General features: G+C 73.9%; 11 protein-coding genes. 8 read left to right on the forward strand and 3 right to left on the reverse strand.

Annotated elements, in window-relative coordinates:
* The first annotated feature begins 105 nt into the window (after positions 1-105).
* The 5 genes from EDF20_RS00535 to EDF20_RS00555 all read left to right on the forward strand — a co-directional run bounded on the left by EDF20_RS00535 (position 106) and on the right by EDF20_RS00555 (position 7,239).
* The gene (locus EDF20_RS00535; protein ID WP_123545453.1) at positions 106-1,443 is read left to right on the forward strand and encodes an extracellular solute-binding protein; all 1,338 of its coding nucleotides are present in this window, start codon (positions 106-108) and stop codon (positions 1,441-1,443) included.
* Positions 1,440-2,432: a sugar ABC transporter permease gene (locus EDF20_RS00540; RefSeq protein WP_243833320.1), complete on the forward strand. Its 993-nt coding sequence runs from the start codon at positions 1,440-1,442 to the stop codon at positions 2,430-2,432. Before EDF20_RS00535 ends, EDF20_RS00540 begins: the two co-directional genes overlap by 4 nt.
* The gene (locus EDF20_RS00545) at positions 2,429-3,424 is read left to right on the forward strand and encodes a carbohydrate ABC transporter permease (RefSeq protein ID WP_133737401.1); all 996 of its coding nucleotides are present in this window, start codon (positions 2,429-2,431) and stop codon (positions 3,422-3,424) included. The genes EDF20_RS00540 and EDF20_RS00545 overlap by 4 nt, the downstream gene beginning before the upstream one ends.
* Positions 3,421-6,678, forward strand: a complete 3,258-nt coding sequence (locus EDF20_RS00550; protein ID WP_347876478.1) for a glycoside hydrolase family 2 TIM barrel-domain containing protein — start codon at positions 3,421-3,423, stop codon at positions 6,676-6,678. Before EDF20_RS00545 ends, EDF20_RS00550 begins: the two co-directional genes overlap by 4 nt.
* A gap of 111 nt (positions 6,679-6,789) precedes the next feature.
* Positions 6,790-7,239 carry a MauE/DoxX family redox-associated membrane protein gene (locus EDF20_RS00555; protein ID WP_123545459.1) on the forward strand — a complete coding sequence of 150 codons (450 nt, stop codon included), beginning with the start codon at positions 6,790-6,792 and terminating at the stop codon, positions 7,237-7,239.
* Positions 7,240-7,394: 155 nt separating this feature from the next.
* On the opposite strand, the gene EDF20_RS00560 is transcribed toward EDF20_RS00555, so the two are convergent.
* Positions 7,395-8,114: a class I SAM-dependent methyltransferase gene (locus EDF20_RS00560; RefSeq protein WP_133737402.1), complete on the reverse strand. Its 720-nt coding sequence runs from the start codon at positions 8,112-8,114 to the stop codon at positions 7,395-7,397.
* On the reverse strand, positions 8,111-9,268 hold the full coding sequence (locus EDF20_RS00565; protein ID WP_133737403.1) for an NAD(P)/FAD-dependent oxidoreductase: 1,158 nt from the start codon (positions 9,266-9,268) through the stop codon (positions 8,111-8,113). Before EDF20_RS00565 ends, EDF20_RS00560 begins: the two co-directional genes overlap by 4 nt.
* Before the next feature lie 81 nt (positions 9,269-9,349).
* Here EDF20_RS00565 and EDF20_RS00570 point away from each other — a divergent pair, with 81 nt between their 5' ends.
* From EDF20_RS00570 to EDF20_RS00580, 3 genes are all read left to right on the forward strand, one after another.
* Positions 9,350-10,012 carry a helix-turn-helix domain-containing protein gene (locus EDF20_RS00570; protein ID WP_123545465.1) on the forward strand — a complete coding sequence of 221 codons (663 nt, stop codon included), beginning with the start codon at positions 9,350-9,352 and terminating at the stop codon, positions 10,010-10,012.
* Positions 10,013-10,325: 313 nt separating this feature from the next.
* Positions 10,326-11,528: an OmpA family protein gene (locus EDF20_RS00575; RefSeq protein ID WP_133737404.1), complete on the forward strand. Its 1,203-nt coding sequence runs from the start codon at positions 10,326-10,328 to the stop codon at positions 11,526-11,528.
* Positions 11,525-13,297, forward strand: coding sequence for a hypothetical protein (locus tag EDF20_RS00580; RefSeq protein ID WP_133737405.1), 1,773 nt, complete (start codon positions 11,525-11,527; stop codon positions 13,295-13,297). The genes EDF20_RS00575 and EDF20_RS00580 overlap by 4 nt, the downstream gene beginning before the upstream one ends.
* 406 nt (positions 13,298-13,703) lie before the next feature.
* Here the strand turns inward: EDF20_RS00580 and EDF20_RS00585 are convergent, their stop codons facing one another.
* The gene (locus tag EDF20_RS00585) at positions 13,704-14,171 is read right to left on the reverse strand and encodes a DIP1984 family protein (RefSeq protein ID WP_133737406.1); all 468 of its coding nucleotides are present in this window, start codon (positions 14,169-14,171) and stop codon (positions 13,704-13,706) included.
* Positions 14,172-14,218: the final 47 nt, after the last annotated feature.

The raw sequence follows: 14,218 nt of genomic DNA on the forward strand, positions 1-14,218 counted from the left end.
ACGCCCCGCGCCTCCACGGTGTCGACCTGAGTGTCAATTTCGAGCGACCACTCGAAAAGCCGTGTTACGGTCGCTCTCGTCCCGTCCACAACGAAGTGAGTCCTGATGAGTCCTCTCAGTCGTCGGCAGCTGCTGAGCCTCGGCCTCGGCGCGTCCGCCGCCGCCGTCCTCGCCGGCTGCGCCACGCCCGGCACGACCTCGGTCAACACCCTGCCGACCATCCCGCCGGCCGCCGGCAAGGTCCGGCTCGAGTACTGGGCCTGGCTCAAGGGCCTCGACCAGGTGACCGACCTCTACAACAAGAGCCAGGACCGCGTCCAGGTCGAGACCGTCTTCATCCCCGGCGGCAACGCGGGCGGATACCAGAAGCTCTACTCCGCGCTCGCCGCGGGGGCCGGGCCCGACATCGCCCAGGTCGAGCTGCGCTCGCTGCCCGAGTTCCTGCTCGCCAACGGCGTCGTCGACCTCAAGCGCTACGGCGCCGAGAAGTACGAGGAGCTCTACGACCCCACGCTCTGGAACCAGGTCAGCTACACGGGCGGCATCTACGCCGTGCCGCAGGACAGCGGCCCGATGGGCATGTTCTACCAGCCCGCCGTCTTCGACCAGGTCGGCGCGGCCGTGCCCGCCACCTGGGACGAGTGGGCGGCCGTCGGTGCCGAGCTCAAGGGCGCGGGCGTGCTGATGGACTCGTTCCCGCTCGCCGACGCCTCGCCGTTCGCCGCGTACGCGACGCAGGCCGGCGCCTCCTGGTTCACCGCGGAGGAGGACGGCTGGGTCATCGACATGACCGACGAGGCGACCCTCGAGGTGGCCGCCTTCTTCGACAAGGCGATCGACGACGGCATCGTCACCACCGCCTACGGCGCCTACACGCCGGCCTGGTTCTCGGCCGCGGCGGACGGGAAGATCGCCTCCGTCGCGACCGGCTCGTGGGGCGACGCCCTGATCGAGGGCGTCAGCGGCGCCGAGGGCAAGTGGAAGGTCGCGCCCTTGCCGACCTGGGACTCGGGCTACGCCTCGAGCTTCCTCGGCGGCTCGACCGCCGCGATCCTCGCGAACAGCCAGCACCCGCAGGAGGCGCTCGAGTTCGCCGTCTGGATGACCACCACCCCCGAGGGCGTCAACGCCCTGATCGAGTTCTGCGGCATCGGCTGGTCGCCGGCCGTGGACGTGGTCGGCACGCTCCGCGAGAAGCCGAGCGCCTTCTTCAGCGGCCAGAACTACAACCAGGAGGTGTTCGTGCCCGCCACGAAGGAGTCCAGCCAGAACCAGGACTGGAGCTGGTGGCCCGTCACGCAGCAGTCCTTCAACATCCTCAGCGACGGCTTCCGCGGCAAGGCCTCGGGCGGCACGCTCGTCGACGCCGTCGCGCAGGCCGAGAAGGACATCATCTCGGTGATGCAGGCCAAGGGCCTCTCGATCCGCAAGGCGAACGCGTGAGCGCCGGGATGGAGACGCGGCCCGAGACAGCAGCGGCGACGGACGCCACGGCGCCCGGCCGGGGTCGCGACGGAGGCGGCGATGCCACCCGCAGGAAGGGCGCGTCGTCCGGCGCCGTCAAGCGCGCCCCGTGGGTGCTGCTCTTCCCGTTCCTCGCCCTGTTCCTGCTGACCTTCATCGTCCCGATCCTCATGGCGCTCGTGTCGAGCTTCACGAAGGTGACGCGCGGCGGTCTCTTCGGCGAGGCCGGCGTCGTCACCCAGTTCGCCGGCTTCGACAACTACGCCCAGGTGATCGGCGACCCGAACTTCGTCGCCTCGATCGGCCGGATGTTCCTGTTCGGCATCGTCCAGGTGCCGGTCATGCTGATCCTCTGCACGGTGCTCGCGCTGCTGCTCGAGTCGGCCTCGGCCAAGTGGCCGGGCGTCTTCCGCGCCGCGTACTTCCTGCCGTACGGCGTGCCCGGCGTCATCGCGACCATCCTCTGGTCGTTCCTCTACGTGCCGGGCCTCAGCCCGATCATCGACGTGGCCGAGGTCTTCGGCGTCTCGCCCGACTTCCTCGGCGCGAACACCGTGCTCTGGTCGATCGCCAACATCGTCACGTGGAGCTACACCGGCTACAACATGCTGATCATCATCGCCCAGCTGAAGTCGATCCCGGTCGAGCTGTACGAGGCCGCCAAGGTCGACGGGGCGTCGGCCCTCCGGGTCGCGACGAGCATCCAGCTGCCGCTGATCCGCCCGGCCCTGCTGCTCACCGCCGTGTTCTCGATCATCGGCACCCTGCAGCTCTTCGCCGAGGCACAGGTGCTGCAGCGCGTCGCACCGGCCATCGACAGCCAGTACACGCCGAACCTCAGCGCCTACACGACGGCGTTCGCCTACAACGACTACAACGTCGCCGCGGCGCAGTCCGTGCTGATCGCGCTCGTCGCGTTCACGCTGTCGATCGTGTTCCTCACCATCACGAACAGGAAGTCCGCATGAGCCCCCGCACCTCGGCTGCTGCGACGAGCGCCCCGAGCGCGGAGCACGCCACCGACACCGAGTCCATCGTCACGGCCGGCCAGGGCAGGAGGCGCGGCGAGGGCCGTGCCGCCGCCCGCCGCTCGGCGAACAGCGGGCCGGACAGGTCCGCGGGCCGCAGCCGCGCCTCCACCATCATCGTCACAGCTGTGCTGGTCGTCGTCGCGCTGTACTTCCTCATCCCGGTCTACTGGGTCGTGGTCGCCGCGACGAAGACCACGGGCGACCTCTTCGGCACCTTCGGCTTCTGGTTCGCCCCGACCTTCGCGCTCTGGGACAACCTCGGTCAGGTGCTCACCTACGGCGACGGGATCTTCCTGCGCTGGCTCGGCAACTCGGTGCTCTACGCCGGGGTCGGCGCCCTGATCGCGACCTACTTCGCCGCGGCCGGCGGCTACGCCCTCGCCAAGTACGAGTTCCGCGGGCGCAACGCCGTCTTCGGCACGATCCTCGGCGGCGTTCTGGTGCCCGGCACCGCGACGGCGCTGCCGCTGTTCCTGCTGTTCAGCCAGATGGGCCTCGCCAACACCTACTGGAGCGTCCTGCTGCCGTCGCTGGTGTCGCCGTTCGGCCTCTTCCTCTGCCGGATCTACGCGCAGGCCACCGTCGACACGTCGCTGATGGAGGCCGCCCGCCTCGACGGCGCGAGCGAGCTGCGCATCTTCCACACCCTCGGGCTGCGCATCCTCACGCCTGCGCTGGTGACGGTGTTCCTGTTCCAGCTCGTCGGCATCTGGAACAACTACTTCCTGCCCCTCGTGATGCTGAGCGACGTCGACAAGTTCCCCGTCACGCTCGGCCTCAACAACTGGCTCAGCCAGACCGACCGGCTGCCCGAGTTCTACCAGCTGACGACCGGCGGCGTGCTGCTGTCGATCATCCCGCTGGTCATCGCCATGGTCGTCCTCCAGCGCTTCTGGCGCGGCGGCCTCACGGAAGGATCCGTCAAGTGACGACCCCCGCCTCCTCGTCCGCCGCCTCCTCGACCCTCGGCTCCTCGGCCCCCAGCTCGGAGACCTCCGTGTCCCCGATCCCGGCGGCACCGGCGCCCGTCGACTACCTCGCCGACACCGGTCCCGGCACGGGCCGTCGCAGCCCCGCCCGGTCGTGGCTGCACACCGACGCGCCGACCCTGTCGCTCGACGGAGAGTGGGCGTTCCGTCTGCTGCCCGGCGCGCCCGGCACCCCCGGGGGCCGCGGCGTGCTGCCCGAGGGCGAGGCCGTCGACGGCGTGGGCGACCCCGACCTCGACGACTCGTCGTGGCAGTCCATCGCCGTGCCGTCGCACTGGGTGCTGACCGGCGACGGCGAGCGGGGCGCGCCGATCTACACGAACGTGCAGTTCCCGTTCCCGACCGAGCCGCCCTTCGTGCCCGACGCGAACCCGACCGGCGACCACCGCCGCCGCTTCGACCTGCCGGCCTCGTTCGACGGCGCCGAGCGTGTGCTGCTCCGGTTCGACGGCGTCGAGTCGCGCTGGGCGGTCTGGGTCAACGGCGTGCACGTCGGAGTCGGCGTCGGCAGCCGCCTCGCGCAGGAGTTCGACGTCACCGACGCCGTCCGCCCCGGCGAGAACGTCATCGCCGTGCGTGTGCACCAGTGGTCGGCCTCGAGCTACGTCGAGGACCAGGACCAGTGGTGGCTGCCCGGCATCTTCCGCAGCGTCACGCTGCAGGCCCGCCCGGTCGGCGGCCTCGACGACGTCTGGCTGCGCACCTCGTGGCACGGCACGGCGGGCGAGACCGCAGGAGGCGCGACGATCGTCCCCGAGGTCACGGCCGGCCCCGACGCGTTCCCGGTCACCCTCGCGGTGCCCGAGCTCGGCGTCGACGTGACCTGGGCCACGGCCGCCGACGTGGCGCCCGTCGAGCTGCCCGAGGGCGTCGAGCCCTGGTCGGCCGAGACGCCCCGCCTCTACGACGCCACCGTGTCGAGCGCGCTCGGCGCCGAGGTCGTCAGCCTCCGGCTCGGCTTCCGCACCGTGCGGATCGACGGCGACCTGTTCACCGTCAACGGCCGCCGCGTCGTGTTCCACGGGGTCAACCGGCACGAGACCCACCCCGACCGCGGCCGCGTCTTCGACGAGGAGTGGGCGCGCCGCGACCTGCTGCAGATGAAGCGGTTCAACGTGAACGCGATCCGCACGTCGCACTACCCGCCGCACCCGCGCCTCCTCGACCTCGCGGACGAGCTCGGCTTCTGGGTCGTGCTCGAGTGCGACCTCGAGACGCACGGCTTCGAGCGCGACGCCTGGACCGAGAACCCCAGCGACGACGCCGCCTGGCACGACGCGTACGTCGACCGGATGGTGCGCACCGTCGAGCGCGACAAGAACCACCCGTCGATCGTGATGTGGTCGCTCGGCAACGAGGCCGGGACGGGCCGCAACCTCGCGGCCATGGCCGCGTGGACGCACGCCCGCGACACCGGTCGCCCCGTGCACTACGAGGGCGACTACACCGGCGCCTACACCGACGTCTACTCGCGGATGTACTCGTTCGTCGACGAGACGCGCGCGATCGGCAGCGGCGACGAGTCGGTGCAGCTGCTCGGCTGCACGCCCGCCGAGGCGGCGCGCCAGCGGTCGAAGCCGTTCCTGCTCTGCGAGTACGTGCACGCCATGGGCAACGGCCCGGGCGCGATCGACGAGTACGAGGCGCTGGTCGACGAGTTCCCGCGGCTGCACGGCGGCTTCGTCTGGGAGTGGCGCGACCACGGCCTGCGGCACCGCACCGCCGACGGCACCGAGTTCTTCGCCTACGGCGGCGACTTCGGCGAGGTCGTGCACGACTCCAACTTCGTGATGGACGGGATGGTCCTCAGCGACGACACCCCGTCGCCCGGCCTGTACGAGTGGGCGCAGGTCGTCGCGCCGATCCGCGTGTCGCTGGCCGTGGGCGAGGACCTCGGCCGGACCGACACCGACGCCGAGGGTGCCGAGGCGCTGGTGACCGTGGCGAACCTGCGGCACTCGGCCGACGCCTCCGACGTCGTGGTCCGGCTCACGGTCGAGCACGACGGCGAGGAGGCGCTGGTCGCCGACCTCCCCGTGGCCGGCGTCGGCGACGACGCCCTCGCCGCGGGGGAGACGGTCGTCCTGGCCGTCCCCGGCCTGCCGGTCTCGTCCTCGGGCGAGACCTGGGCGACGGTGCGGGTCGTGACCGCCGCCGACGCCGAGTGGGCGCCCGCCGGACACGTGGTCGCGACCGCGCAGCTCGACCTCACGCCTGCCGCGGCGGTCCGGCGTGCGCCGTCGACGCTGCGACCCGGCGTGCCCGGCTCGGCCGGCGACCGGCTGGCGGGCGCCTCCTCGGGCCGGCTCGACCTCGGTCCGGCGTCGTTCGTCGACGGACGTCTGGTCTCTCTGGCCGGCCGACCCGTCGACGGGCCGCGGCTCGAGCTCTGGCGTGCGCCGACCGACAACGACCAGGGGCGCGGCTGGGTGCCGCGCGACCGCGACGTCGACGTGATGCGCGACCGGCACCGCGCCGACCAGTACCTGCTGGCGGAGCTGCCGAGCGCCGAGACGACCTGGCTGCGCCTCGGGCTCGACCGCATGACGCCGCGCGTCGAGCAGGTCACGGCGACGGACTCGCAGGTGCACGTCCGCACCCGCTGGGCCGCGGCCGACGCCCGCCAGGCCGTGACCGTCGACGAGCGCTGGTCGCTCGAGGGCGGCGAGCTCTGGCTGGCGCTCGACCTGGTGCCGACGGCCGGCTGGGACACCTCCTGGCCGCGCGTCGGCGTGCGCCTCGACCTGCCGACCGACGTCGCCACGGCGTCGTGGTTCGGCACGGGGCCGCACGAGTCGTACCCGGACAGCAGGCACGCCGCGGTCGTCGGCCGGTACACGTCGTCGATCGACGACCTCGTCGTCGACTACGCCCGCCCGCAGGAGAGCGGCCACCGCAGCGACCTGCGGAGCCTCGACCTGAGCGGCGCCGACGGCCGCGACTGGCTGCGGGTCGACGCCGTCGGCGACGAGCTCGGCCGCCTGCCCGGCTTCACGCTGCGCCGCCACACCGCGCAGCAGGTCGACGCCGCCCGCCACCCGCACGAGCTGCCCGAGCCCGACCACACCTACCTGTGGCTCGACGCGGCGCAGAACGGGCTCGGCTCGCGGGCCTGCGGGCCCGACGTGTCGGCGCCGCACGTGCTGCGGCCGTCGGCTCGGTCGATGCGGCTGCGGCTGACCGCGCTCGGCTAGCGGGCCTGGGCTTCAGCCCACGCATGTCGAGTGGTCAGTTCTGGTCATCCGTGCAGCACGGAACGACCGGAACGGACCACTCGGCGTCCCCGGCAGGAGCAGACTGGCCCGATGTCGAAGCGCACCACAGCCCGTCCCACGTCCGTCCCGAGGACCGTCGCCCGCCTCCTGCTCGGGGCCGTCCTCGTGTTCGCGGGTGCCAGCCACCTCAGCTTCGCGCGGGACGACTTCCAGGCGCAGGTGCCCGAGTGGCTCCCGATCGACGACGACGCGGTCGTGCTCGCGTCGGGCGTCGTCGAGATCGCGCTCGGCAGCTCGCTGATCGCGCTCGGCCGGTGGCGCGTGGCCGTCGGACTCGTGGCGGCGGCGTTCTTCGTCGCGATCTTCCCGGGCAACATCTCGCAGCTCGTCACCAAGACGAGCGCCTTCGGCCTCGACACCGACGCCAAGCGCTGGCTGCGCCTCCCGTTCCAGCCGCTGCTCGTGTTCGTCGCGCTGTGGTCGACGGGCGCCTGGCGCGACCGCCGCATCGTGCTCGACCGCCTGCGCCGCCGCCGCTGACCCCGGGCGTCTCCCGTCCCTCCGCCGCCCCTCTGCCGCTCCTGTCCCGCACATGCCGACCTCGAGACCCGCAATAGTGGGAGATCCGGGTGTTGTGGAGCCCGGAGCGGGCTTCCGGTCGGCATGTGCGGCCCAGCAGGGCCGGAGCGAGCGGACTAGGAGGCGCGGGTCGCCTTCACGACCACGTCGCGCACCGTGGTGGTCCCGCCATCCGTCGCGAGGACCTGCCGCGCACGCGACTCGGCCACCTCGACGGTCCAGCCGTCGTCGGGGACGGCCGCGAGCACGTCCTCGATCGTGAACATCAGCTCCTCCTTGCCGTGCCGACCGGCCCCCGCGGCCAGGTCGGACAGGTCGTGGCCGACGACGAGCAGGGTCCCGCCGGGGGCCACCGCCTCCGCCAGCGACCGGAACAGCGCGGCGCGCACCGGGTCGGCGAGGTGCATGAACTGCGACGACACGAGGTCCACCGACCCCGGTGCGGGAGCCCAGACGGCGAGGTCGTGCTGCTCCCAGGTGATCCGGGCCGCCGCCGCCTCGTCGACCTCGGCCGCCCGGGCCGCCGCCTTGTCGAGCGCGGCCTGCGCGATGTCGATCGCGGTCACCTGCCAGCCGCGGCCGGCGAGCCAGATCGCGTCGCCGCCCTCGCCGCTGCCGACGTCGAGCACGCGACCCGGCTCGAGCCCGCTCGCCTCGTCGACGAGGACGGGGTTCGGGCGCCCGCTCCACTGCAGGCCGGGGGCCGAGTAGCGGTCCTCCCAGTAGTCGCGGCCCCACTCCTCCGAGGCGTGCTGCCCGTGCTGGTCCCCTCCGTGCCCGTGGCCGTGCTCCGGCTGGTCCTCGTCGTGCGGGTGCTGCCCGGTCGTCTGCGTCATCGTCGTGTTCCCTCGAGTCCGTGCCGGCGGTCGCCGAGCACCCTGGTCGTGTTCTCCACCTCGGCGCGGACGCTGAACGGCCGGCGTCGCTCCGCCACGGCGAGGTCGGTGTCCTCGGTGATGAGGTCCATGTTGACCGAGACCGCGACCCCCACGCCGGAGGCGGCGGCCGTGACCACCTGCATCCGCGCGTCGGCGACGTTGCCGGCCAGGTACAACCCGGGCACGGTCGTGGCCCCGGTCAGCGGGTCGGACGCGATCACGGTCCCCAGCCCCATCGGGTGCGGCTCGTGCACCAGGCCGAGCGGCTCGAGCAGGTCGCCGTTCGGGCGCACCGCCGCGGCGACGGCGAGCGCGTCGACGGGCACGACCGGTGCCCCGTCGACGACGACGCCGGTCAGCGCGTCGCCCTCGACCCGCAGCGACCGGACGCGGCCCGTCACGACCTGGACGCCGCGGGCGGCGAGCCGCTCCCACTCGTCGTCGGACGGCTCGGGCGCCTCGTGCACGAAGAGCGTCACGCGGTCGCTCCACTGCCGGAACATCATCGCCTGGTGCACGGCGAACGGGGTCGTGCCGAGCACGCCGATCACCTGGTCGCGGATCTCCCAGCCGTGGCAGTACGGGCAGTGCACGACGTCGCGACCCCAGCGCTCGGCGAGCCCGTCCACGTCCGGCAGCTCATCGGTGAGGCCGGTCGTCACGACGACGCGTCGGGCCCGGACGACGCGCTCGTCGCCGTCCTGCGTCGTGAGCGAGACGGTGAACGAGGAGGCGCCTCCTGCGTCCGCCCCCGTGGCCGACGCCTCGGCGACGGAGGCGTCGCCGGGCTCGCCACCGCTGCGCTCCAGCCGCGTCACGGTCCCGTCGACGACCTCGCCGCCGACCTGCCCCACCTCGGCGCGGCCGAGCCGGGTGAGCTCGCGCGGGGCGATGCCGTCCCGGGTGAGGAAGCCGTGCACGCCCTCGGCGGGGGCGTTGCGCGGCTCGCCGGCGTCGACGACGAGCACGCGACGACGGGCACGGGCGAGAGTGAGGCCGGCGCTGAGGCCGGCGGCGCCGCCGCCGACGACGACCACGTCGTAGGTGGTCGCGGTCGTGGTGGCGAGAGCGGCGGCGGCTGCATCGAGCGGGGACTGCGGGGTGTTCGTCATGGTGGGTGACCTCCTCAGATCATGCTCGACCCGCACCTCCTCGTCCTGCAAGCTCCGTTGCCGATGTGGCAAGATCGCGGTATGGCACACGATCGTTCCCGTCCTCACGGCCCTTCGGCGGCGTCCTCCGGCACCGGTGCCGACGCTGGTGCCGAGGCCTCGACCGACGACGTGCTCGCGGCGGTCGGCCCCCGGCTGCGTGCGCTGCGGGCGACGAGCGGTCGCACGCTCGCGCAACTCGCCGAGACGACCGGGATCTCGGTCAGCACCCTGTCTCGGCTCGAGTCGGGCCAGCGGCGTCCGGCGCTCGAGCTGCTGCTGCCGCTCGCCCGCGCCCACGGCGTGCCGCTCGACGAGCTCGTCGGCGCGCCCGAGACCGGCGATCCGCGCATCCACCTCCGGCCCGTGACGATGCACGGCCAGACGATCGTCCCGCTGTCCCGCGGCGGGGGAGGGCTGCAGGCGTTCAAGCACCTCATCGAGGCCGACGTGCCTCCGGGCGAGCCGGATCCCCGCGTGCACGAGGGCTACGAGTGGCTGTACGTGCTGCGCGGACGCCTGCGGCTGGTGCTCGGCGAGCACGACCTGGTGCTGCCCGCGGGGGAGGCGGCGGAGTTCGACACGCGCACCCCGCACTGGTTCGGCCGGGTCGGGCCCGGAGCCGTCGAGTTCCTCAGCCTGTTCGGCCGCCAGGGCGAGCGCATGCACGTGCGGGCGGCGCCGCCCGGCCGTCTCGGCGCCTGACCCGGCCCGCCGCCCCTCCGACCTCCGCCCACCGTCCCGTCGCGTCCCGTCGCGTCCCGTCGCGTCCCGTCGCCGAGACGGCAGGCTCGCGACGACTTGCCCCCGATGGTCGGTCGGCGGCCCTGCGGGCAGCCGTTCGGGGCACCTCGACGGCGCCGGCCGTCGCGACCTGAGGAGGAGCGCAGTTCATCCCGGAGGAGGGGCCCGGTCATCCCTGGGCAGGCTGCGGCGGAGCGCGACCCGTTCCTACGCTCGAGGTCCGGACGCTCGTCGTCCCCGAGCGGGCCTGCCCGCGCGATCCAGAGGACCTTCCATGACCCCACGACCCTCCGCGTCCCCGCGACCCGCGAGCCGTCCCCGCCGACCCGCCCTGCGCGCCGTCGCCGCCACGGCCGCCGCAGCCCTCGCGCTCACGGCCCTCGCCGGCTGCACCCTCGAGTCGCCCGAGCCGCTCGTCCTCGGCTTCACGGCCACGTCCGCCGAGCCGCTGCCCTCGCTCGGGGCCGGGGCGGCCGACGCCATCTCCGCCCACGCCCTCGCGGCGCACCAGCCCGCCGAGGGCAGCGTCGACGTCGTCGTGCAGGGCACGTCGTCCGCGTCGGCCCACGACCTGACCCCGATGCTGACTGCCGACCGCGTGCAGCAGGTCCCCGACAAGAGGGAGGCGGCGGTCGCCGACGCCCTGGGCGAGCTCGGCTCGGACGTGGCCGGCCTCACCGCCGGCGACGAGGGACTCGACCTCCTCTCGGTGCTCGCCTCCGCCGCGGCCCTGCACGACGGCGGCTCGATCGTCGTCGTGTCGAGCGGCGTGCAGACCGCGGACCCCCTCGACCTCCGGCAGCTCGGCTGGTCGTTCGACCCGGCGACGGTCGCCTCGACGCTCGCCGACCAGGGCGCCCTGCCCGACCTGGGCGGGCACGCCGTCACCTTCGTCGGTCTCGGCCGCACGGCCGGCTCGCAGCCCGCGCCGTCGATCTCGTCCACGAGTCGCCTGTCCCAGCTCTGGCTCGCGATCTGCGACGCCGCCGGGGCGACGAGCTGCACCGACGGGGGAGCGGGCGCGTCCCAGGAGGCGCCCGTCGCCTCCTCGGCGGTGCCCGTCGTGCCCGTGACGAGCGACGCGACGCCGTGCACCGCTCCGCTCGTGCTCTCGGCCGCCGTCCTCTTCGGCGGCGACTCCGCGGCCCTCGGATCGACCGCCGACACGGCCCTGCAGGGCGTCGCCGACGAGCTCGGTCGTTGCCCGTCCGGTGTCGCCGCCGACGTCGTCGGCCACGCGGCCGACACCCGCGCCGGAGTCGTCGACGGCGAGCAGCTCAGCCTCGACCGGGCCCAGGCCGTCCACGACGCCCTCGTGCGCCTCGGCGCCCCCGCCGGCACGCTCGGCGACGTCGTCGGCCGTGGCGACGCCGACCCCGTGGTCGACGACCTGCCCGGCGGCGTCTTCGACGACCAGCTCGCGGCGCAGAACCGCCGCGTCGAGATCACCTTCCGCAGTGAGGACACCGCGTCATGACCGACATCCGCCCCGAGTCCCGTCCCGACGACCAGGTGACCGCGCGCCTCGACAGCTGGCCGGACGCGCAGGCCACGGAGCGCCTCCACGGCTGGCCCGATGCTCAGGTGACTGAGCGCCTCGACGGCCGGCCCGACGCGCACGTCACCGAACGACTCGACGGCTGGCCCGACGGGCAGGTCACCGAGCCCCTGCCCGGCCGGACGGCGTCCCGGCCGACGGACCGGCTGGACGCCTGGCGGGAGGCCCGCGTGCGGGACCGCCTCACCGGTCGGCCCGACCACGACCCGACCGGGCGGAGCGCCACGCCGACACGAGCCGTCCCCACGACCTCCGCTGCGCCGACGGTGCCCGAGGCGGCCGCTGCCGTCCCGGCCGCTGTCGTCCCGCCTGCTGCCGCGCCGGCAGCCTCAGCCCCGACCGCTGTGGTCCCGACTGCTGAAGTCCCGACCGCTGCCGCGCCGCCAGCCTCAGTCCCGACTGCCGTCGCCCCGAGCTCTCCCGCCTCGCCCGCGGCGACTGCCCCCGCCCCGTTCCCGGCGCCCCGCCCGGCCGGTACGGTCCCGCGGGCCCGCGCCGTCGAGGCGATCCCCGCCGGCGACCTCGTCCTCTCGCTCGTCGGCGTCGGTCCGATCCCGGCACGGCACGTCGCCACGGCCCCGCGACTGCACGACGAGCGCCTGCGCGCCGACCTGCCCGAGGGCGTGGACGACCACACTCCGCTGGAGGCGGCGCTCCGGCTCCGCACCGAGGTCGCGGCCGAGAGGTGGCTGGCCCGTCGCACGCGGCAGGTGCTCGACCCGGCGGCGCGCCGCCTCACCGCGCTCAGCTCGCGGCACCGCGAGGTGCTCCGACGCCTCGACCGCTCGGGCGACGAGCCCCTCGTCGACACGACGGGCCGCACCGTGACCCGGGACGAGGCCCGGGCGACCGCCGACCGGCTGTCCGTGGCGATCGAGGCGTCGCTCGACTCGGGCTCGGAGAAGCACCGTACCGAGTCGCGGGCCCGCAAGCGCCTCCTGCTGTTCTTCGTGCTCGCCGACTTCGCGCTGTTCGCCTACTTCATGTCCCGCGTGCTCAACGTCGACGTGTTCATGCCGGCGACCGACCCGATCGCCTTCACGACGTCGATCGTGTTCGCGCTGCTCTTCACCCTCGGCGTCGCCTACGCGCTGCACCACTTCGGGCACGCGCACCGGGTGCACAAGGACGACTCCGGCGAGGTGGTCGTGCCCGACGGCGCGGTGCAGCTCCGGCTGCAGCTCGTCTACGTGCACGTCCTGACGGTGCTGCCCGGCGTGCTGATCGGCGTGCGGATCGTCGACGACGCCCTGGTCTCCGGAGCGCCCCTGCCCCTGGCGTTGCTGCTGGGCGTCGCGATCGGCGTGGTCATGGCCGGCATCGGGCACCTGATCTACCGCACGGAGCTGCGCGACGGCACGAGCGCGACCGACCGCCTCCTGCACCTCGGGCGGCACCTGCGGAAGGCCCACCGGCGCGACCGGAAGCTGCACCTCGAGCTCGACCGGCTCGAGCGACGCGTCGCGGTCGTCTCGGCCCGTGCGGAGCGCGCCGCCGCCCGGATAGAGCAGACCGGCGACCGCCGGGCGAACCGCGGCCCGAGTACCCGCACCCTGCGGTACACGCGGTCGCTCGCCGGCATGGTGCACGTCGGGGCGGCCCTGCCGGTCGTCCGCCCGGCCCGGGGCGGCCTCGACGAGGCCCTCGGCCAGATCCGGGCGCCGCGCGTCACCGACCTCACCGATTGACCCGCGCCCGCCCCGCCCGCCCGCGCCTGCCCGCGCCCGCGCCCGCGAGGCGGCCTCCGACGCAGGTGAGGACGGGAAAGGGACGTTGCAGACGGGGGCCCCGCCGCACGACGTCCCATTCCGTGCACGACGCTGTCGTAGTGCGGCGGCGCCCCCGCGAGGAGACGCCTGACCGCACACGGATGACGCCGCGCGGAGAGGTCCCCGATCCCGCCCTCGACGTCGCCCGGCCAGCACACGGTGATGAGACGTCGTCGGTGAGACGTCACCTGTGCGGCGTGCAGGGCTGCATCATGCGGGGATGGCGCTGCCCTCGCGCCGACAGGGGCCGGGATGACCGCCGGCCACGGCTCGTGCTCGCTCCGGGAGGCGTCTACCGACTCTCCGCGTGCGGTGGTGCCTCGTCTCAGGTCGTAAGGTCCGCCTCCCAGTTGGTGCGCTGGATCTCGACGTCGAGCTCGCGCAGCTCGCGGGCCGTGTCGTCTGCCCGACGGCGCAGCTCGGCGACGGGCAGCGCCGCGAACTGTCGCAGCTCGCTGCGCAGCTGACGGAACCCGCCGCCGCCTCCGCCCTGGGCCGCGTCGGCCGCGCTCGACAGCAGGCTGTGCCGCGCCCGCAGCGTCTCGCGGCGGGCCAGGGCGGCGGTCATGCTGCGACCGTCGGCGAGCAGCACGGAGGCGTTCGTCAGGTTGACCGCGACGACCAGCTCCTCGAGGCGGTCGAGCGACCGCGACACCTCGTCGACGAGGCCCGCCGCGTCCTCGGCGGGCTCCTCGCCCTCCTGGTAGCGGGCGTTCTGGCGGATCCGCTCCTGTGCCTGCGCGATCCGTCGCTGCAGGTCGGCACGGGTCATGAGGGCCTCGGCGAGCTTCATGCCGCCATCCTGCCAGGCACCGCCGTCACCCTGCCGCTGCCGCTGCG

Source organism: Frigoribacterium sp. PhB116, from assembly GCF_004364285.1.
Lineage (GTDB): Bacteria > Actinomycetota > Actinomycetes > Actinomycetales > Microbacteriaceae > Frigoribacterium.